We start from the raw sequence: 20,424 nt of genomic DNA, 5'->3' as shown, positions 1-20,424 counted from the left end.
TATAGATCAATGTGTTATCACGGCGGAAAGGACCAAATGCCATGAAAAATACCATGAGCCGCTGACTGCGCCGCCGCCCTCTCCTTCGCGGCGATGGCCCACCCCCCGCAGCCCTCCTCTCTTTACAAACCAACCAGAAACTGGTCGAATACAATTCCGATGTGGGTCATGATACTGGGGTGCAAGGGTGGGGGCAGCGCAACGTCGCGTTCGGTGGGGCATCGAGCGCCGACTCGAGTTCATCGAGTTCCGGCTGTTCTGGGAAGGCCATGTCAACCGCGGCGACCTAATGGCCGCCTTCGGGATCTCGATCAACCAGGCATCCACCGACCTGAACCGCTACCTCGGCATGGCGCCGGGCAACATGGTCTATGACAAGAGCGCCCGCACCTACGTCCGGGGCGACCGCTTCGAGCCCCTGTTTCTGAAACCGGACCCGGCCAGCTACCTGTCCCAGCTGCGGTCGATCTCCGACGGCATCACCACGCAGGAGGAAACCTGGATCGGCCAGATGCCTGCCTTCGACATCGTCCCCAGCCCCGTTCGCGGCATCGATGCCCACACGTTGCGCCGCGTCATCGAAGCGATTCGTACCAGGCAAGCGCTTGAAGTCGAGTACCGGTCCCTTTCCAACCCCGCCCCACGCTGGCGCTGGATCGCACCGCACGCCATCGCCTTCGACGGCTTCCGCTGGCATGCCCGGGCATACTGCTTCACCGACGGCTGCTTCAAGGACTTCCTGTTGGCGCGCATCCTCGGCACCCGGGACAGCCGCCCCAGCGATATCGACGACAGCCAGGATGCCGACTGGCACACGCACATCACGCTGGATATCGGCCCGCACCCAGGTTTGTCCGACACGCAGAAGAAGATCATCGCCCTCGACTACGGACTGCGCAACGGCAAGGCCAGGGTCACCGTCCGCAAGGCGCTGCTCTACTACACGCTCAAGCGTCTCGGGCTCGACATTGACCCGTCCACCCGGAACCCGGCGGATCAGCAGATCGCACTTCTGAACCGGGAGGTGGTGGGGGCAGGCGTCGCAGGCATGCCCCGTGAGTAGGGCCGACCTCGTAGATCGCATGGTGGCACTGCATGGTCAGCCCTTCAACCTCCTCACAATAGAGATCTTTGCCGCATGAACAAGAAAGCTCTCTCGGAAACCGACATCCGTTCCAAGTTCATTACTCCGGCGCTCTGTGGACCTGGAGGAGCTGGCTGGGACTTGATGACTCAAGTCCGGGAGGAAGTCTACTTCACGAAAGGTCGCGTCATTGTGCGCGGCAAGACCGTTCGACGCGGTGAGGCCAAGAAGGCTGACTACATCCTTTACTACAAACCCAACCTTCCCATCGCCGTCATCGAGGCCAAGGACAACAACCACGCCGTTGGCGACGGCATGCAACAGGCACTTGAGTATGCAGAGATTCTCGATGTGCCTTTCGCCTACAGCAGCAACGGCGATGCCTTTCTCGAACACGATCGGACCGCTACCACGGGTACAGTAACTCGGGAGATTCCGCTTGATCAGTTTCCATCTCCCGAGGAACTCTGGTCCCGGTACTGCACTGCCAAGAACCTTACGCCGCAGCAAATCGCCGTCACCACACAGGACTACTACGACGACGGTTCGAAGAAGAGCCCGCGTTATTACCAGCTCATCGCAATCAATCGCACTGTCGAGGCCATAGCCCGAGGCGAAAACCGCATTCTGCTCGTGATGGCCACCGGCACGGGAAAAACCTACACCGCCTTTCAGATCATCTGGCGCTTGTGGAAGTCCGGCCTCAAGAAGCGCATCCTTTTTCTCGTCGACCGAAACATTCTCGCCGATCAGACGAAAACAAACGACTTCAAGCCGTTCGGCAACGCGATGACCAAGATCACGAATCGAACGGTCGACAAGTCTTACGAAATCTACTTGAGCCTCTATCAGGCGGTCACCGGATTCGAAGAGGAAAAGAACATCTACAAGCAGTTCTCGCCCGACTTCTTCGACCTCGTCATCGTGGACGAGTGTCATCGAGGAAGCGCTGACGAAGATGCGGCGTGGCGACAGGTGCTCGAATACTTCTCTTCCGCGACCCAGATCGGCCTCACTGCCACGCCGAAAGAAACGAAAACCGTCTCCAACATCGAATACTTTGGCGAACCGATCTACACCTACTCGTTGCGCCAAGGCATTAGCGATGGCTTCCTGGCTCCCTACAAGGTCATTCGCATCGGACTCGACAAAGACATTCTCGGCTGGCGCCCGTCACTCGGCCAGGTGGACAAATACGGTCAGCTCATCGAGGATCGCGAATACAACCTCAGCGATTACGACAGGAACCTCATCCTCGAAAAGCGCACCGAACTGGTCGCCGCCAAGGTCACCGAGTACCTGCGCGCCACCAACCGCTTCGCCAAGACCATCATCTTTTGCGAACGAACAGACCACGCCGAGCGCATGCGGCAGGCAATGGTCAACGCGAATCCAGATCTTGCTGCCGCCAACAGCAAATACGTCATGCGCATCACCGGTGATGACGACGAGGGAAAGGCCCAGCTCGACAACTTCATCGATCCGGAATCGACCTATCCCGTCATTGCCTGCACGTCTCGGCTCATGAGCACCGGAGTGGATGCCCAAACCTGCCAGCTCATCGTGCTCGACAAGCGTATTGGCTCCATGACCGAGTTCAAGCAGATCATCGGCCGAGGCACGCGCATCAACGAAGACTACGGCAAGTTCTTCTTCACCATCATGGATTTTCGTGGGGCTACCGCCCTGTTTTCCGATCCCGCTTTCGATGGGGATCCCGTGCAGGTCTACGAACCCGGTCCGGATGATCCTCCGCTCCCTCCTGACGATCCGTCTCCCTTTTCTCCTGGAGAGGACTCGCCCGACGCCGGGTTCCTGCCGCCCGATCCCGGACCGGGGCTTGGAGGCAGCGAACCTACGCCGCCTCCGACACGCTACTTCGTGGACGATGTCGAGGTCAGTGTCTCTGTGGAGCGAGTCCAGTACCTGGATGAAAACGGCAAGCTTATCACCGAATCGCTTACCGACTACACGAGGAAGACCGTCCTGAAGCACTACGCTTCGCTCGACGCGTTCCTGACCAAGTGGACCAGCGCCGAGCGCAAACGGCCAATTATGGAGGAACTGGCCAAGCAGGGCGTCTTCCTCGACGAACTCGCCGAACAGGTCGGCAAGGATCTCGATCCCTTTGACCTCATTTGCCACATCGCCTTTGATCGCCCGCCGCTCACCCGAAAGGAACGCGCCGCGCGGGTGAAGAAGCGCGACATCTTCGGCAAGTACGAGGCGAAGGCCCGCGCGGTCCTTGAGGCGCTCCTCGAGAAATATGCCGATGCCGGCATTGCGAGCGTCGAATCGCTGGAGATCCTCAAGCTGGATCCGTTCCGTTCCCTCGGCACCCCCGTTGAAATTATCAATCTGTTCGGTGGAAAAGCCGCCTACCTCAAGGCTGTCAACGAACTCGAAACCGCTCTGTACCAGGAAGCTGCCTGACCCATGCCCAACGTCTCCAATCTCGTCAAATCTATCCAGGACATCATGCGCAAGGACGCCGGCACCTACGGCGACGCCCAGCGGCTCGAGCAAATGGCATGGATGTTCTTCCTCAAGATCTTCGACGACCGCGAGACCCAGCTCGAACTTCTCCAGGACGACTACAAATCGCCCCTCCCCGAGAAGTTCCGCTGGCGCAACTGGGCGGCTGACGAGGAAGGTATCACCGGAGATGCGCTTCTGAATTTTGTCGATGATGAGCTGCTTCCGGCGCTGGAATCGCTCCCCGGTTCGGACCCGATGTCAGCACTCATCCGCTCGACCTTCGCCGACGCCAACAACTACATGAAGAACGGCACATTGATGCGGCAGGTGATCAACAAGATCAACGGCATCGACTTCAATGCCTCCGATGACCGCCACATGTTCGGCGACATCTACGAGAAGCTGCTCAAGGATCTCCAGTCCGCGGGCAATGCCGGCGAGTTCTACACGCCGCGCGCCGTCACCCAGTTTATCGTCGAGCAGGTCAATCCCCGCCTCGGAGAGACCATCCTCGACCCCGCCTGTGGCACCGGCGGCTTCCTGGTGTGCGCCATCGAACACCTGCGCAAGCAGGCAAGAACTGAAGCCGACGAGCGCACCATTCAGGAGTGCTTCTCCGGCATCGAGAAAAAGCACCTGCCGCACGTGCTGTGCATGACCAACCTTCTCCTGCACGGCATCGACGTTCCCTCCAATGTCCGCCACGACAACACCCTGGCCCGTCCGCTGCGCGACTGGGGGCCGAAGGATCGCGTGGACGTGATCGTGACAAACCCTCCCTTCGGGGGCATGGAGGAAGACGGCATCGAAGCCAATTTCCCCGCCGAGTTCCGCACGCGCGAGACCGCCGACCTCTTCCTCGTGCTCATCATGAAGCTGCTCAAGACCGGCGGCCGCGCCGGCATCGTCCTACCCGATGGCACCCTCTTCGGCGAGGGCGTGAAGACGCGCATCAAGGAAGCACTCCTCGCCGAGTGCAACCTGCACACCATCGTCCGCCTGCCCAATGGCGTCTTCAACCCCTATACCGGCATCCGGACCAACCTTCTCTTCTTCACGAAAGGCACGCCGACGAAGGAGATCTGGTATTACGAGCACCCCTATCCGCCGGGCGTGAAGAGCTACAACAAGAGCAAGCCCATCCGCATCGAGGAATTTGCGCCCGAGAAAGCCTGGTGGGGCGATGAGGCCGACGGCTTCAAGGCCCGCGTTGAAAACGAATACGCCTGGCGCGTATCCATCGACCAGATCAAGGCCGGCAACTACAGCCTCGATCTGAAGAACCCACACCGCACCGACGAGGGTCCCGGCGACGTCGAGCACCTCCTGCCGGAATACGAAAAGCTCCTCGCGCAGATCGCCGAAACGCGTGCAAAGCTGAAACAGGAACTGCACGCTGCCCTCACCGCCAGCGCCGGGAGTGTCGAATGAAGCTGGAAACGTTCTTCGAGAAGTTCGAGCTGTTCGCCGACGCGCCAGGCGCGGTGGCGAAGATGCGCGCGCTCGTGCTGGAACTCGCTGTGCGCGGGCAACTCAGCGAACGCAATCCCGAGGACCAAAACGACCCCGCTTGGCAGGTCTTTCTGGAGAAGTTCGACAATCGAATCCACGGCACTGACCCCGGACCGCCCTTCGATATCCCAAACGAGTGGCGCTGGGTATGTGTTGATGACGTTGCAGATGCATGTGGACAAAAGAGGCCCGACGAACCGTTTACCTACATCGACGTTGCCTCCATTGATAACCAGTGCGGCATCATCAAGTCTGATCTCGAAGTTCTGACACCGGAAAACGCGCCGTCGCGAGCGCGGAAACTGGTGCGACTTGGCACGGTTATCTACGCGACGGTTAGGCCATACCTGAAAAACATTGCGATTATTGACCGTGAGTTCTCGCCACCGGCAATCGTTAGCACGGCATTCGCCGTTCTACATCCGAGACCATTTGTGGACTCTCGTTTCCTTTTTTTCTGGCTCCGTTCCAAACCATTCGAGGTGGAGGTAGCTGAGCGCATGAAGGGTGTGGCTTACCCCGCAATTAACGACGGTGAATTTCGCAGCTGTCCCGTTCCTCTCCCTCCGCTCGCCGAGCAAAAGCGGATCGTGGCGAAGGTGGATGAGTTGATGGCCTTGTGTGACCGCCTGGAAGCGCAGCAACAGGAACGGGACACGCGGCACGCCGCGCTCGTTCGCGCGTCGCTCGCCCGCTTCACCGAGGCGCCCACTCCCACAAATCTCCAATTCCTTTTCCACCCGTCTTACGAGGTCTCGCCCGCCGACCTCCGCAAAACCATCCTTACCCTCGCCGTTCAGGGCAAACTCGTCCCTCAAGATCCCAATGACGAACCGGTGGAGGTAGCGGCAATATCGCGCGCCACGAAGGCGAAAGACGAACAAGAACACCCATTCAGTTTACCTCCAAGCTGGCGATGGGTGCATCTCGAACAGATCAGCCAACTGATCAATGGTGATCGAAGCAAAAACTACCCGAACAAGGCAGAGTATGTTCAAGAAGGTGTAGCGTGGATTAACGCCGGACACATCAAGCCAGATGGGACGCTTTCCCTTGAGTCGATGCAATACATCACACGGAAGAAGTTCGATTCACTTCGCAGCGGAAAGATTCGTCCCGGGGACTTGGTCTATTGCCTACGTGGGACGCTTGGAAAGACAGCGATCATTTCCCAACTTGAAGAAGGAGCGGTGGCATCTTCACTCGTGATCATACGGCTCTCCCCGATAATCACACCCGCTTTCGCTTATCGATTTCTGACCAGTCCGCTAGGCCGAGAGCAAATCTATAGATTCGATAATGGCTCGGCGCAGCCAAACCTCTCAGCAAGCAACGTCAAAAAGTATTGGGTCCCCCTCCCACCCCTCGCCGAGCAGCGCCGGATCGTGGCGAAAGTGGAGCAACTGATGGCCCTGGTGGACGAGTTGGAGCAACAGCTCGCCGCCTCCCGCGCGACCGCCGAAAAGCTCCTGACCGCCCTCGTCGCCAAACTCACTTCTCGCAAAGGAGTCAGCGGTGAAACTTAGACGATTGCGAATCGAGGGTTACAAGAACCTCAGGTCCTGCGACATCGAGTTCAGCCAATCACCGCTGATCAACGCCGTCATCGGCAGCAACGGCAGCGGAAAGTCGAACTTAATTGAAGCGATCATCCAAATTTTGGTCGGCTGCTATTTCAAAAAGGTGCCACCCTTTGATTTCAGGTTCGAATTTGAAGCACAGAACAGGGTAATCGTCCTGCATGGCGAAGGGCGCCGAACCTCAGTCACGGTGGACGGCTACCGGATGCCAATGGATCACTTCGCGAGACGGCTTAGAGATGGCCCGGCTCAGGTATTCTACCCCGAGCTGACCTTGGTCTATTACTCCGGAGAGTGTCGTCGCGTGCAGCAACTCGTTGCCCGCTATCGCCGACATTTCCAGAAGCTAACCCAACAGCCGGAGACCGATCGCTTTCGTCCGCTCTTCGTGCAATCCAGTAACGAGCAGTCGCACTTAATTCTTCTGGCTCTCTTTGCCCACGGTCACAAATGCCTGCTGGATCATCTGAAGCTGGAAGAGGTCGTAGATGTGACGATCGTCCTGCGCTCGCCTTATGGATTCGACCCTACACTGCATGAACCAAAGCTTTGGAACACTGCAGGTGCAATTCGCCGAATCGTGGCGGCGCTGGATGCAGCCTCCACGACTCAAGATGCTTCCGGCATTTTTGATATTCCACCCGAAAGCGCAATGGAAGGCGGGCTTCTGCGCCGCCACCCTAGCAAACCAATAATTCGTAGCTACCGGCTTACGGAAAAAGGGCTCTACGCGTTTGCGCGACGATTAGAACTGGCTGGCGAGAATGTTTATCTGGCATTGGAGACCCTCCGCGCGAGGGGAATGTTGAAGTCGGTGTCCTTTCTCCTAAGAGGAAGAAGTGCAGAGGAGCCATTCCCATTTGATCAGCTCAGTGAGGGGGAGAAGCAACTCGTGGCTGTCATTGGCGCGCTTACCCTCACCAATCAGAAAGACAATCTGGTGTTGCTCGATGAGCCAGACACTCACCTCAACCCACAGTGGTCTTGGGATTATCCCAGCATGTTGACGGAGGCTTTCGCTGCAGAACAGTTACCTGGCTCCACGGTCCTTATGACGACCCACAACCCCGTGACGATTTCGGGTATGACTCGGGAGCAAGTCTTATTGGCGCACACGCAAAACGCAGAGGGGTCTCTCTTTTCCCGCCCGCACCGCAATCCCAGAGGACAGGGCGTTGCGAATCTTCTCTGCAGCAGTGAGTTCTTCGGGCTCCCCTCAAGTCTCGATAAGGAGACCCAGAAACTGCTCGATGAGCGACTCGCGATCAGCATCAAGCCGGAACTCACCCCCGAGGACAAGGTACGACTCAAGACACTTAACGAACAGTTGGAAATTCTGCCGGGTGTGAGTGAGCGCGACCCAGAATACGTAGCGTTCTTGAGGCAGCGACACGCGACGAATCAGCTCTGACCATGAGGCACATCGATCTCAACATCCTGCTCACCAGCGATGACGGCAAGGAAGTGAATAAGCGGCTACGAGAGGCGCACAAAAAGTCCGCCAAGATGGAGCCGGAAACTAGAAAAGCGCACATCAAAAGAAACGGATCCCGTAACTGGAGGGGGTTTAAGGATCTCGCCGTATCGATAGTCGGTAGGAAATGCTGGTATACAGAAGTCGAACTGTTTGGCGCACCGTTGGCGGTCGATCACTATCGCCCGGTTTGTGATTACTGGTGGCTGGCTTATGACGCCGAGAACTACCGAATCGCGTGTCCTTGGGCGAACAGTCCTGAACATAACCCGCTTCATGGCTGCGCAGGGGGCAAAGGGGATAGATTTCCTCTTCTCCCTCCCGGACTTCGCGCCAAGGGAAAAAACAAACTGCGCATCGAAAGGCCGGTAATTCTCGACCCATGCAATGCCGCAGATTGTGAGTTGTTGGCTTTCCAAGCCGACGGGCGCCCGGTTTTGAACCCGGCTTTTGAACGGGACACTGTTGCCCGACAACGAGTCGAACAGAGCAAAATCCTTCTGAACCTCGACCACCCGGAGTTGAATTCAAAGCGTGAGCAATTGCGCATCGCGACGGAAGACGACGTAAGAGCCCACGAAGCTTTGCCCGCGGGAGCCCCGGAAAGAACTATCATTCGGAATCGTATTGCCGCGCGACTCGCGCCGACAGCTCCCTTCAGCACAGCGGCACGATTCTACCTTAAACTTCACCGCCATCTGGACTGGGTTGAAGCCATTCTCACAGGGACATGATTTCATTCTTGGAGAAAGCCAAATACGCCAATACCTATGGCGACGACGGCAAGATTACTACGATCGTCCCATTCCGAAACTTTTGAACGCCTCTACACCAGCTTCAGCTTTCTCTTTCTCGGTTGCAGCCTGGACTACCGTAAGCTTCCCCGATCCGCAGACACCCCATAAGTAGAACTTTCTGGCATGTTTTCCCCAGCCAGGAGGTTCCATGAAGATGAATCGCCCCGGCTTCTGTAGACACCCCGAAGCCTCAAATTGATTGCCGCTTTTCGAACTCTACCGGAGGCAGGCCATCGTTGTGTCCGTGCTGCCTGCGGGTGTTGTAGAACATCTCGATGTAGTTGAAGACGTCGGCCTTGGCCTCGTCCCGGGTGGCGTAGATCCGGCGCCTGATGCGCTCGCGCTTGAGGAGCTGGAAGAAGCTTTCGGCGACCGCGTTGTCATGGCAGTTGCCGCGGCGGCTCATGCTGCTGACCAGGCCGTGGGCTGTCAGGAAATCCTGCCAATCGTGGCCGGTGTATTGCGTTCCCTGATCGGAGTGAATGAGCAGTCCGGCGGGCGGCTTGCGGCGCCACACCGCCATCATCAACGCCTGCAGCACCAGGTCGGTGTGCAGGGTCGATCCCATCGCCCAGCCGACGATCTTCCGGGAGAACAGGTCCATGACCGCCGCCAGGTACAGCCAGCCTTCGTGGGTGCGGATGTAGGTGATGTCGGTGACCCAGGCACGATTGGCGGCTACGGGGTCGAACTGCCGTGCCAGATGGTTGTCTGCGACCACGGCCGGCTTGCCTCCGCGCATGCCGGGTCGGCGGCGATAACCAACTTGCGCCCGCAAGCCTTCGCCACGCATCAGCCGGGCCACCCGGTGCTTGCCGCAGCGTTCGCCCAGATCACGCAAGTCGCGGGCAACCTTGCGGTAGCCGTACACGCTCCCGCTCTCCAGCCAGGACTGCTTGATCAGGCCCAGTACGCGCCGATCGTCCTTGGCCCGTGCCGACAGCGGCGCCCGACGCCAGGGCTCCATGTCGTTTCGTGTGGAAAGCAACGCTGTCACTGGGGCATCGCCGGCGCGAATGGGCTGGCCGGCAGGTGCTTGAGCTTGGACATGCGTAGGTAGGCGATGGCGATGAAGTTCTGGCTCGTCCTGAAGCCGCGTGCGGCGCGCTTGGCCTGTTGCAGCAGCCCGTTCATCGCCTCGACGAAGGCGTTGCTGCGGTGATCGACCATGCCGCGCACCACCGCGTCGAACCGCTCCTTGAGCGTGGCGGCCAGCTTCTTGAACGGCTCGAGCCGGCAGCGCCGCGCCCAGCTCAGCCAGGCCCCGAGATCGGAAGCGGCCTGTTCGATGCTGTTGTGCGCTGTGGCCCGCGCGTACACCTCGCGCAGCGCCATCTTCAGCCGCCACGCCCGCGCGCTCTTGAGCGTCGAGCGCTGCAGCCAGTGCATCGCCTGGAGCTGGCGGGCGCTCCAGGTGCTGGGGTTGCGCCGCATGCCCCACAGCAGCTGCCTGAGCGTCTTACGCTGGCCAGTGCCCAGCGCGGCTCGCACCGCCTGCGCGTCGGTGGCCATCTCCGCGCGGCGCACCTGGTCCATCGTCTCGATGGCCATCGAGACGACGTGAAAGCGGTCGTAGCTGATCTGCGCCTCGGGCAGCGCCAGCGCCACGCCCTTGGCGTAGGCTGCGCTCATGTCCATGCACACGTGCCGCACCTGGGCGGGATCGCCGCCATGGGCCTTCAGATCCTCGGCGAACTCCACCACCGTGCGGTGCTCGCGCCCCTCGGTGGCGAACAGCAGCCGCTTGCGATCCAGGTCGTGCACGACGGTGATGTAGTGCTGCCCGCGCCGCAGGCTGGTCTCGTCGATGCCCACCGTGCGCACGCCGGCGAAGTCTTCCAGCGCACGCGCCTGCGCGACGTAGAACTCGATGCGCCGCCACAGCCGCTTGTCCTTGCAGCGCAGCAACTCGGCGGCCTGGCGCACCGGCAGGTCCAGGCACAAGGTCAGCGCCAGCGCTTCGAACGCCGCGGTGAAGCCCGAGCCCGGACGCGCCCAGGGCACGGCCACCTGCGTGGTCTTGCCGCAGGCACCGCAGGCCACGCGCGGCACGTCGCAGTGCAGCCAGGCCTCGAACTGGAAGAAGTCCAGGTGCCGCCAGGATCGGCGCAGCCGGTCGTGCACCGGTTGCGTGGCCGCACCGCATGCCGGGCAGGCGAGCCTGCTGGTGTGGCAGCCGATCTCGAAGTCGATACGCCGCTTAGCGGTGTCGAGCCTGACGTCATCGACGACCCACGGCGGCTGCAAGCCCAGCGCGCTGGTGAACAGAGCTTCTACGGCAATGCCCATGGACTCATCCTCCTGATCAAACACGCCTCGTGGACATGTGCACAGGCCGGCCAGCGGCCTGCACACATGCCCACCGGGCTCGACGACCAGGAGTCATTGTGACTGTTGGGTTCCACACGAAATGACGAAGAGCCGACGCCAGGCGTAGTAGCCGCTGGGGTGCACGCCCAACACCCGGCACATGCTGCGCACCCGGAACTCCCGTTCGTGGTCGCGCATGAAGGCGTACTTCACCCGGACTGCTTGGCAAAGTACGCCGCGGCTTTTTTTAGAATGTCGCGCTCCTCCGTGACCCGGCGAAGCTCCGACTTGAGCCGGCGCAACTCGTCCGCCTGGTCCGCCGTCGCTGCCCGCTCGGGCCCGGACCGACCGTACTGCTTCCGCCACGTGTAGAGGCTGTGGATCGACACCCCCAGCCGATCGGCCACCTCTGCCACCGAGTGGCCGCGGTCCGTCACCTGCCTGACCGCTTCAACCTTGAACTCTTCCGTGTACCGCTTGCTGCTCATGGACACTCCTGCTGCTGCCGTGGATTATGGCTGCAAGGTGTCTACGAAACACGGGGCGATTCAAGAAGTCCCGTTTCACCGAGACCCAGATCGTCTCGATCCTCAAGCAGGCCGACGCCGGCGTGCCGGTCAAGGACATCTGCCGGCAGGCCGGCATCAGCGTTCCGACCTACTACAAGTGGAAGTCGAAGTACGGCGGCCTGGAGGCCTCCGAGCTGCGGCGTGTCAAGGACCTGGAAGCGGAGAACGCCAGGCTCAAGCGGATGTACGCCGAGCTGGCGCTCGACAACGCCGCGATGAAGGATCTGATCGCAAAAAAACTGTAGGGCCGGAGCAGAAGCGCGAGGCCGTGCGGTACCTGGTCGAGGTGCGCACGCGGCCCCTGAGCCGGTCCTGTGATTGCGTTGGGTTGTCGCGGGCAGCGTGGTACCAGCCGCCGGTGCACTGGACGGTACGGGATGCCGAGATCATCGCGGCCCTGGCCGAGGTGGTCGAGAATCGCCCGAGCCGCGGCTTCTGGAAGTGTTGCAAGGTCCTGCGCCGTGCGCGTCCGGACTGGAACCACAAGCGAATCTACCGAGTGTACAAGGCGATGAAGCTCAATCTGCGCCGCAAGGCCAAGCAGCGGCTGCCCAAGCGCGAACGCGTACCGCTCTACGTTCCCCTGCTGCCCGATGCCGTCTGGTCAGCGGATTTCATGGCCGACGCGCTGGCGTGTGGCCGCCGCTTCCGGACCTTCAACGTGGTCGACGACTTCAACCGCGAGGCGCTGCACATCGAGGTCGACACCTCGATCTCGTCCACGCGCCTGGTCCGCATCTTCGAGCAGCTCAAGCGCGACCACGGCCTGCCGCAGGTCCTGCGTACCGACAACGGCCCGGAGTTCCTGGGCGAGGCCTTCGTGCAGTGGGCCAAGCTCAACGGCATGGCCATCCGGTACATCCAGCCCGGCAAGCCCAACCAGAACGCCTACATCGAACGCTTCAATCGGACCTTCCGCGAGGAGGTCCTGGACCAGCACCTGTTCACCCGCCTCGACGACGTGCGCGAGGCCGCGTACTGGTGGATGCTCGAGTACAACGAGGAGCGTCCCCACGATTCGCTCGGCGATCTGACCCCGGCCGAGTACCGCCAACGCGTCGCCGGAAGTTCTACTTTTGAAATGCCTGCTTGACGGGGAAGCTTACGCTGCGGGCCGTGATGGCAGGATCATCCGTCCGGGGAGGGGTAGCATGCTGATCACCTTGCACAAGAACGCCACCACCACGCCGGCCGTGCGCGCGGCCATCCAACAGTCCTCGGCCAGTGAGTACGAGCTGGCTCGCCAATACGGCGTGAGCCGCCAGACGATCCGGCGCTGGCGCAAGCGCGACAGCGTGCATGACGCCAGCCACACCCCGCACCGGTTGCAGACCACACTCAATGCCGCCCAGGAGGAGCTGGTAATCTACCTGCGCACGCAACTGCGGCTGTCGCTGGACGATCTGCTGGCGGTGGTGCGCGAGTTCATCGAACCTGGCATGAGCCGCTCGGCGCTGGACCGCCTGCTGCGCCGACGAGGCCATTCGCGCCTGCCGACCCCGGAGGTCCCTGCGCGCTCGCCCAAGCCCTTCAAGGCCTACGAGCCGGGCTATGTGCACCTGGACGTGAAGTACCTGCCGCAGATGGCCGACGAGACGGCCCGGCGCTATGTGTTCGTGGCCATCGACCGGGCCACACGCTGGGTGTTCATCGCCATCAAGAGCCACAAGACGGCGGCGGCAGCCAAAGCCTTCCTCAACGCGCTGCACAAGGCCGCGCCGTTTCGTGTACACACCCTGCTCACCGACAACGGCAAGGAGTTCACCGACCGCCAGTTCGGCTCCAAAGCCAAGGACGCCTCGGGGCAGCATGCGTTCGACGCCCTGTGTGAAGCCCTGGGCATCGAGCATCGCTTGACCCGGCCGAAGTCGCCGCAGACCAACGGCATGGTCGAGCGATTCAACGGGCGGCTTGAGCAGGTGCTGCGCTCGCACCACTTCAACAGCGCCCAGGACCTGGCCACCACGCTGCACCGCTACGTGTGGCTGTACAACGAGCACCTGCCCCAGAAGGCTCTAGAACACCTCACGCCCCTCCAGGCCATGAAACGATGGCGCCGCTCCCATCCGCATCTGTTCTCAAAACAGGTTAGGAATCATCCGGGACCCGACAAGTAGCGATGCCATGAAAAATTCGTGCTTGGCCATACCCCAGGCTGCCAGTCCTGCCAAGTCGAACGCACACCCAAGCCCGCTTTGACGCGGGCTGAGGGTGTGTCTGGTGCCTGCCGGGCTCTGCCGGACGTGGGATCATTCATCAATGGGAGCTTCAATCGCATGCAGATCAATGCGTCACCACAGCGAAAAGCACCAAATGCCATGAGCCGCTGACCGCACCACCGCCCTCTCCCTCGCAGCGATGGCCCCCGCCGCACCCATCCTCCCTTTACAAACCAACCAGAAACTGGTCGAATACAATTCCGATGTGGGTCATGATACTGGGGCGCAAGGGTGGGGACAACGCAAGGCAGCGTTCGATGGGGCATTGAGCGCCGACTCGAGTTCATCGAGTTCCGGCTCTTCTGGGAAGGCCATGTCAACCGCGGCGACCTGATGGCCGCCTTCGGGATCTCGATCAACCAGGCATCCACCGACCTGAACCGCTACCTCGGCATGGCGCCGGACAACATGCGCTACGACAAGAGCGCCCGCACCTACGTCCGGGGCGACCGCTTCGAGCCCCTGTTTCTGAAACCGGACCCGGCCAGCTACCTGTCCCAGCTGCGGTCGATCTCCGACGGCATCGTCACGCAGGAGGAAACTTGGATCGGCCAGATGCCGGCCTTCGATACGGTGCGCAACCCCGCTCGGGGCATCGATGCCGGCCACCTGCGCACCGTGCTCCAGGCCATTCACAGCAAACGGGCCATCGAAATCGAATACCAGTCGCTTTCCAGCCCGGCCCCACGCTGGCGCTGGATCGCACCGCACGCCATTGCCTACGACGGCTTCCGCTGGCATGCCCGGGCGTACTGCTTCACCGACGGCTGCTTCAAGGACTTCCTACTGGCGCGCATCCTCGGCATCCGGGACAGCCGCCCCAGTGACGCGGACCCCAGCCAGGATGCCGACTGGCACACACACGTCACGCTGAAAATCGGTCCGCACCCGGGCCTGTCCGACGCGCAGAAGAAGGTGGTGGCGCTCGACTATGGGATGCGGGGAGGCAAGGCCAGCATCACCGTCCGCAAGGCCCTGCTCTACTACGCGCTCAAGCGTCTCGGGCTGGACACTGACCCGTCCACCCGGAAAGTGGCGGACCAGATCGTGCTCCTGAACAAGGAGGTGGTCTGTGTGACCGGGCAATCGCCATCTCCACATTGACGAGCAGAAGAAGCTTCCTATCCCGAACTCACCGTCTCCTAGAGCCCGATCCCTATGGATACCCAAGTCCGAACTCCACAAACCATCTTCATGCAGCCTCAGCGGCTGCTTATTCCACTCTTCCAGCGGCCATACGTCTGGAACGAGGAGCTGCAATGGGAGCCTCTTTGGAAGGACCTGGTGCGCGTTGCTACCCGCCAGCTGCAGTCACCGAATACAGCACGAGCACCACATTTCCTCGGTGCCATCGTCCTGCAACAACTTCCCAGCTCCACGAGCGATCTTCAGCAGCGCACAGTCATCGACGGACAACAGCGACTGACGACTCTGCAGCTTCTGCTTGACGCTATCCACACCGAAATAGCCACGGCTGGCGCCACAACGCAGGCCGCGCGTCTGAAGTTTCTCATCGCCAACGATGAAGCGTTCTGTCGCAACCAGGAAGATCGCTTCAAGGTTTGGCCTACCAACCGCGACCGCCCGGCGTTCTACGAGGTGATGGGGGCATCCGCACCCGTCGATTATCAGAAGCTCGAATATCGCGCTTCCCGCATTGTCAAGGCTCACCAGTACTTCTCACAGCAGTGCCGCGCCTGGCTCCATGCCGAGGGCCCCGACAAAATCGCTGCGCGTGCAGAAGCCATCGAACGCAGTGCTCGCGAGCTTCTGCAGATTGTTGTCATCGATCTCTCTGCACAGGAGAATGCCCAAGAGATTTTCGAAACACTTAATGCGCGTGGTGCCGTCCTCACTGCAGCCGACCTGATCAAGAATTTCGTCTTCCAGCGTCTGCATGAGCAAAAAGCCAATGTCGAAGAGGCGTACAACAAGTACTGGGCGCAGTTCGAAACGGCTTTCTGGGAGGAAGAAGTCAACGTCGGCCGCGTCAGGATCCCTCGATCATCGGTGTTCCTGAACCATTGGCTGGTCGCCCGGACGGGTGAAGAAGTGGTTGCTCGCGAAGTCTTCTCCCGCTTCAAGGAATACGCCGACCACCAGTCTGGTCACCCGATGCTCGACCTCCTGAAAGAGATCCACCGGGCCGCGACGATCTATCGGGAGTTCACCGAAAAGGCCCAGGTGCTGGACGGCCCCCTCGACCGCGTCGGGCTGTTTGTCTATCGCGTCAAGGCGCTGGAAAGCGAGGTCATCAAGCCTGTTTTGCTCGCGCTGCTGGACCATAAGTCGGGCCCGCTGCCTCAGAAACAAATCGACACGACTCTGGACGTACTCGAGAGTTGGCTGACGCGCCGCATGCTGATCCGCGCAACGGCGAAGTCCTACAACAAGATCATGGCGGAAGTTGTCTCCGTCATCCGCAATGCACCCATCGATCAGATGGATGAAACAGTACGGCGGTTCTTCTCCTCACAGCGGTCCGAAGTGGCCTATTGGCCCGACGACGAAGAGGTACGCCGTGAACTGGAGACGTCGCCCGTCTACCGGAAGCTAAGCAGGGCACGCCTGCGCATGGTGCTCGAGGCCATCGAAGACCATTGGCGCGGCTGGATTCCCGGACAGGTGTCGGCAGCCGGCATGCGCATCCGACGTGAGAGTTATGCGATCGAACACCTGATGCCTCAGGCCTGGAACAAACACTGGCCGCTGCCACCCGGTGGATCCGAGGCGGACCGCGACGCACACATCCATCGGCTCGGCAACCTGACCCTGCTGACGAAGAAGCTGAACAGCACGGTGTCCAACGGCCCGTGGTTGGGGGCTGCCGGCAAAGCTAGACACCTTCAGGAGAAGGATGTGGTTCTTCTGAACAGCAAACTGCTGAAGGAGTACGCATCGAAGCAATGGGATGAGGCCGGTATCGACACACGCACGAAGCAGATGTTCGATACTATTCTCGCCATCTGGCCAGTCCCGCCGGATCATAGGGTCAAGATCGAGCACGAGCAGCTAGACACTTCCATCACGGTGGAGATTGCCGACCTGATCGCTGCAGGCCTGCTTGCGCCGGGTCAAGTTCTTTATTCCCAACCCGGAAAGTATGGGGGCCGCTCTGGCAGGATCCTTTCGAACGGGCGAATCGACGTGGAAGGGAAAGTTTTTGAAAGCCCTTCTAGCGCCGCCGTGCACATTCGCCAGAAGCCAACAAATGGCTGGGACTTCTGGCGACTTGATCCAAGCGGGGGCCGGCCACTAAATGAAGTGCGCGCCGAGTACCTGCGCGTTGTGTCGCTAGAGGGCGCGGAGGAAGAAGATGATGTTCCAGCGGAATCGGATTGATCAGCTATCGCCCCCACTCGATCGTCAGCACTTAAAAAACCCTACAAATCTACATTTCATCACAACGCCAAGTGGCCAAGTACCACGCCCAATACCATACTCCACTGACCTTACCGCCGCCCTCTCCCTCTCGGCGATGGCCGCGCCTGCCACAGCCCTCCTCTCCGCCGTGCCTCGGCATGAGACTTCCCGGTCATGATCGAGAACAGGAAAAGCCTGCACGCGGATTGTCCTCTTGAACCAAAGGCCTGCCGGTTGTGACTGCCCTGCAGGCCGATTCAATGAGGGCGTGAAGCCCTTTTGCAACGGAGCCGCAACCATGCACATCGCCACCAAGAGCGATTGGCCAGACCTCAAGCCGATGCCTGCCTCGTATGAGGACATGAAGATCAAGCTGCATTTCAACGCCGCGCACATGCGCAACCTCCGGCGCGGGTTCGTCCCGTCCGACCAGAACGAGAAGTGGTTCCTCTACTTTGAGGACAACATCCTGCATATCCACCGCAGCTGGACGGGCATCAAGCGGTACGAGGTGGTATTCGACGAGGACGAGGATGGCGGGGTTGCGCGCAGGGTAAGGATCAACCTGGGGCCCGACTATGGCGGCACCCTCGATGACGCGTGGGAGACATTGGTCGACGTGCTGGCCTATTACGCCAGCGACGAGGCCCATCGCCCCGACGAGCCGGGCCTCGTCTCTGCCCTGAAGGAAGCGACGCAACCCAACTATCTGGGTTCTCCGTCCGTGGTCATGGAGCTGCTTGCCCCCTATTTCTGGCGCATCGTCTGCAAGGAACTGCCCAAGTACTATTCCGGGCTGGATGCCCTGCCCGGATATGAACCTACCAGCTTCTCCGATGTGCTGAGCGCCAACGAACGCATTGCATCGGTGCTCAGCGGCGCGGACGAGCGTTTCCACGGGCTGGAAGCCTGGCGCACCGAGCAGGGATTGGGCAAAGCCATCATCCGGACTCTGGAGCTGGACCCGGACTGGTACGCCGATGAGAACCTGCACTGCATCCTCAGCGAAGGCCTGGCCGGCCTGTCGACGGCAGTTACAAAGATCATCGCCGACTGGCGGAATGACCCGCCACCCTATGACCTGAAGGCCCTGTTCAGGTTTATCAGCGCTCTGCGCGAATTCACCGCCAGTGTGATCCTGGGGACTCACACGGTTTACTTTCCGGATGTGACGCTCAGTGACTTCACTTGGTCGAACCGCTGGCGCTTCATGCAAGGGGACGAAGAAGCTGAGAATCGCCTGGAGCCAGAGGAGAACCCGGAGGATTTCGACGAAGTGCCTGTTGAGGACAGTCAGCAGTCCAGCTTCGAGAAATTGCTGCGCGAGCTGGAGGCCCTGGACGCAGAACTGGAGGAAGACGACGCACTCGAGGACGAGGAAGAAATTTTCCAGCCCGGCCCGCCGGTACACCCTCGCCGCGATGACAACGGTAATCTCGTCAAGCTCGCCCACCCCAGCACGCCCACCGCCTTGTGGACCTGGCGGGATCCCCAGAGCATCGCCATCGTCATCCCGGACGGCCCGATGCCGTCAGAACTGGCAACGATACCCTTTGACTCTTGGGATGATGCGCCAACCGACCGTGCCGGGTGGCAGCGAGTGGCTGAGCAACATCCGGTTGAAGAGCCCGACTTCAACCTTCCCAAAGGCAAGAAAGCCGCAGCCGGTGTGGTCATCGTTGAGGACGACGGGCGTGTCTGGGCAGTGGCCCCCAGCAATGCCTATGGCGGTTACGAGGCAACCTTCCCCAAGGGCACCTGCACCCCCGGTACGAGCCTGCAAGCCGCAGCGATCCGGGAAGCCTACGAAGAAGCCGGTCTTCGGGTGCAGCTGACCCGTTTTCTGGTGGATGTGCCCCGATCAACGAGCTACACCCGCTATTACCTGGCCCGCCGTATCGGCGGCCACCCCGGCGACATGGGCTGGGAAAGCCAGGCCGTCCTGCTGATCCCGGCGGACAGGCTGCCTGAAATCCTGACCCACAAGAACGACGCACCAATCATCAAGGCCGTGCAGGAAGCGCTGAGCTGACTGCCCTTATCGGTGGATGCCATATGGAATCGCTCTGAGACGGTTTCCCGAGCATCGTTGGCAAAGCGCCCTGGCGGGCGCCCGATGGGGGAAGACGGCTCGTTGGCCCATGGTCGCCGCTCCCCTGCCATGCCACCGCGTGCTACTCCCACTCAATTGTCAACAGGTCGGCCAGAAAAAACGCTTTTATCTGGTGCTGAACGATGCTGAACACAGGCGCAAACCCCCTCTAACCGTCAGCTTTACCGTCATTTGACCACACATGAGTTGGTCGTCCGCCCGTGTCAAAGTACTCGCCACAATGTCGTTGTCACGCACAGAGAGGCGATGCCCTGTGGTCTGCGTGACATGACGGTATCGCCAGCGGCGCTTCAACTCTGCCTGACGGTACGGGCGACGTCGATACCGTCAGGGCGGAAACCACCACCCTACTTCGCGCGCTGATAGAATTTGACCTGTCGACCTCACCGTCGACCGCCCGAGTTATGACTATTGCGGGGGCGTTACCAACCGCTAAAACGTCCAGCCGCTCCTCCCCCGCAAGCAGCAGACGTCCAAGGTCTGCGGGGTGCACAGGAGCAGCAATGTCCACAACCATCTTCCAACAGTCTCAGGGCTGGCAACTCGATGTCCGCATCGGTCAGACACCCTATGGCCACCACCTGGTCATCAGCTCGTTCGTGCCCAGCGCCCGCCGCCCTGAGCGCCAGGTCAAGTTCAGCGGCACGTTCAGCACCGATGAACTGCGCCGGCTGCGTGACGCCATCAACCAGGCGCTGGAGGCCGTATGAACTTCGCCCAGGGTATGTCCTGGCTTCAGGCCAACGCTGAATACCGGCGGCGGTTCGGCAGCAACGTGCCCGACTGGGTGTGCGTGCTCGAGATGGGGCGCAAGCTGGCGCGCAAGCTGGCGCTCGTCAGGGCCACCTGCCGCATCGGCATGCCCTTGGCCGCCAGCGTGCTGGTGCGCGATGAGGCCAACGATCCAACGAGCTTATGGGGGTGA

Annotated in this window: 14 protein-coding genes and 2 pseudogenes; 13 read left to right on the top strand and 3 right to left on the bottom strand. The window is 60.7% G+C overall.

Translation table 11 applies throughout. The annotated features are described in order from the left end of the window. The first annotated feature begins 187 nt into the window (after positions 1 to 187). From IS481_RS08590 to IS481_RS08565, 6 genes are all read left to right on the top strand, one after another. Positions 188 to 1,063 (top strand): BrxR family helix-turn-helix transcriptional regulator, encoded by an 876-nt coding sequence (locus tag IS481_RS08590; RefSeq protein ID WP_114699328.1) that lies wholly within the window; start codon positions 188 to 190, stop codon positions 1,061 to 1,063. Positions 1,064 to 1,138: 75 nt separating this feature from the next. Continuing rightward, the gene (gene hsdR, locus IS481_RS08585) at positions 1,139 to 3,517 is read left to right on the top strand and encodes an EcoAI/FtnUII family type I restriction enzme subunit R (protein ID WP_104356821.1); all 2,379 of its coding nucleotides are present in this window, start codon (positions 1,139 to 1,141) and stop codon (positions 3,515 to 3,517) included. 3 nt (positions 3,518 to 3,520) lie between these two features. Then, positions 3,521 to 4,993, top strand: coding sequence for a type I restriction-modification system subunit M (locus IS481_RS08580; protein WP_104356822.1), 1,473 nt, complete (start codon positions 3,521 to 3,523; stop codon positions 4,991 to 4,993). Continuing rightward, positions 4,990 to 6,600: a restriction endonuclease subunit S gene (locus IS481_RS08575; protein ID WP_104356823.1), complete on the top strand. Its 1,611-nt coding sequence runs from the start codon at positions 4,990 to 4,992 to the stop codon at positions 6,598 to 6,600. Before IS481_RS08580 ends, IS481_RS08575 begins: the two co-directional genes overlap by 4 nt. Next, complete coding sequence (locus IS481_RS08570; protein WP_104356824.1) at positions 6,590 to 8,065, top strand: AAA family ATPase; 1,476 nt, start codon at positions 6,590 to 6,592, stop codon at positions 8,063 to 8,065. The genes IS481_RS08575 and IS481_RS08570 overlap by 11 nt, the downstream gene beginning before the upstream one ends. Positions 8,066 to 8,067: 2 nt before the next feature. Further along, positions 8,068 to 8,862: an HNH endonuclease family protein gene (locus tag IS481_RS08565; protein ID WP_146079523.1), complete on the top strand. Its 795-nt coding sequence runs from the start codon at positions 8,068 to 8,070 to the stop codon at positions 8,860 to 8,862. A 253-nt stretch (positions 8,863 to 9,115) separates the two neighbouring features. Here IS481_RS08565 and IS481_RS08560 read toward each other — a convergent pair. The 3 genes and pseudogenes from IS481_RS08560 to IS481_RS08550 all read right to left on the bottom strand — a co-directional run. Further along, positions 9,116 to 9,901 (bottom strand): annotated as a pseudogene (locus IS481_RS08560) (IS3 family transposase); the annotation flags it as partial. 17 nt (positions 9,902 to 9,918) lie between these two features. Further along, complete coding sequence (locus IS481_RS08555; protein WP_194963286.1) at positions 9,919 to 11,214, bottom strand: ISL3 family transposase; 1,296 nt, start codon at positions 11,212 to 11,214, stop codon at positions 9,919 to 9,921. 138 nt (positions 11,215 to 11,352) lie between these two features. Beyond that, positions 11,353 to 11,723, bottom strand: a pseudogene (locus IS481_RS08550) (transposase); the annotation flags it as partial. Between the two features lie 26 nt (positions 11,724 to 11,749). On the opposite strand from IS481_RS08550, the gene IS481_RS08545 reads away from it, so the two are divergent. From IS481_RS08545 to IS481_RS08515, 7 genes are all read left to right on the top strand, one after another. After that, positions 11,750 to 12,897 (top strand): IS3 family transposase gene (locus tag IS481_RS08545; protein ID WP_194963348.1). Its coding sequence is split into 2 segments (ribosomal slippage): positions 11,750 to 12,035 and positions 12,035 to 12,897, totalling 1,149 coding nucleotides; the frame shifts between segments, so codons are not numbered across the junction. A 58-nt stretch (positions 12,898 to 12,955) separates the two neighbouring features. After that, the gene (locus IS481_RS08540; RefSeq protein WP_104359099.1) at positions 12,956 to 13,921 is read left to right on the top strand and encodes an IS481 family transposase; all 966 of its coding nucleotides are present in this window, start codon (positions 12,956 to 12,958) and stop codon (positions 13,919 to 13,921) included. 333 nt (positions 13,922 to 14,254) lie between these two features. Next, a complete protein-coding gene (locus tag IS481_RS08535; RefSeq protein WP_114699348.1) occupies positions 14,255 to 15,127 on the top strand; it encodes a helix-turn-helix transcriptional regulator in 873 nt (290 codons plus the stop codon). A 54-nt stretch (positions 15,128 to 15,181) separates the two neighbouring features. Beyond that, positions 15,182 to 17,365, top strand: a complete 2,184-nt coding sequence (locus IS481_RS08530) for a GmrSD restriction endonuclease domain-containing protein (protein WP_104359100.1) — start codon at positions 15,182 to 15,184, stop codon at positions 17,363 to 17,365. A gap of 319 nt (positions 17,366 to 17,684) precedes the next feature. Next, a complete protein-coding gene (locus tag IS481_RS18350) occupies positions 17,685 to 19,418 on the top strand; it encodes an NUDIX hydrolase (RefSeq protein ID WP_232529507.1) in 1,734 nt (577 codons plus the stop codon). A 584-nt stretch (positions 19,419 to 20,002) separates the two neighbouring features. Next, positions 20,003 to 20,209 (top strand): hypothetical protein, encoded by a 207-nt coding sequence (locus IS481_RS08520; RefSeq protein ID WP_104359101.1) that lies wholly within the window; start codon positions 20,003 to 20,005, stop codon positions 20,207 to 20,209. Next, the gene (locus IS481_RS08515) at positions 20,206 to 20,424 is read left to right on the top strand and encodes a hypothetical protein (protein WP_104359102.1); all 219 of its coding nucleotides are present in this window, start codon (positions 20,206 to 20,208) and stop codon (positions 20,422 to 20,424) included. The genes IS481_RS08520 and IS481_RS08515 overlap by 4 nt, the downstream gene beginning before the upstream one ends.

Origin of the sequence: Caldimonas thermodepolymerans, from assembly GCF_015476235.1 — a bacterium.
Classification (GTDB): Bacteria; Pseudomonadota; Gammaproteobacteria; order Burkholderiales; family Burkholderiaceae_C; genus Caldimonas; species Caldimonas thermodepolymerans.
This window is presented reverse-complemented; position numbering and strand designations above follow the sequence as displayed.

What these genes read in the sequence shown, in the direction of transcription:
- hsdR (WP_104356821.1), top strand. Translation starts at nt 1,139, where the DNA reads ATGAACAAGAAAGCTCTCTCGGAAACCGACATCCGTTCCAAGTTCATT.
- IS481_RS08580 (WP_104356822.1), top strand. Translation starts at nt 3,521, where the DNA reads ATGCCCAACGTCTCCAATCTCGTCAAATCTATCCAGGACATCATGCGC.
- IS481_RS08575 (WP_104356823.1), top strand. Translation starts at nt 4,990, where the DNA reads ATGAAGCTGGAAACGTTCTTCGAGAAGTTCGAGCTGTTCGCCGACGCG.
- IS481_RS08565 (WP_146079523.1), top strand. Translation starts at nt 8,068, where the DNA reads ATGAGGCACATCGATCTCAACATCCTGCTCACCAGCGATGACGGCAAG.
- IS481_RS08555 (WP_194963286.1), bottom strand. Translation starts at nt 11,214, where the DNA reads ATGGGCATTGCCGTAGAAGCTCTGTTCACCAGCGCGCTGGGCTTGCAG.
- IS481_RS08540 (WP_104359099.1), top strand. Translation starts at nt 12,956, where the DNA reads ATGCTGATCACCTTGCACAAGAACGCCACCACCACGCCGGCCGTGCGC.
- IS481_RS08530 (WP_104359100.1), top strand. Translation starts at nt 15,182, where the DNA reads ATGGATACCCAAGTCCGAACTCCACAAACCATCTTCATGCAGCCTCAG.
- IS481_RS18350 (WP_232529507.1), top strand. Translation starts at nt 17,685, where the DNA reads ATGCACATCGCCACCAAGAGCGATTGGCCAGACCTCAAGCCGATGCCT.
- IS481_RS08520 (WP_104359101.1), top strand. Translation starts at nt 20,003, where the DNA reads ATGTCCACAACCATCTTCCAACAGTCTCAGGGCTGGCAACTCGATGTC.
- IS481_RS08515 (WP_104359102.1), top strand. Translation starts at nt 20,206, where the DNA reads ATGAACTTCGCCCAGGGTATGTCCTGGCTTCAGGCCAACGCTGAATAC.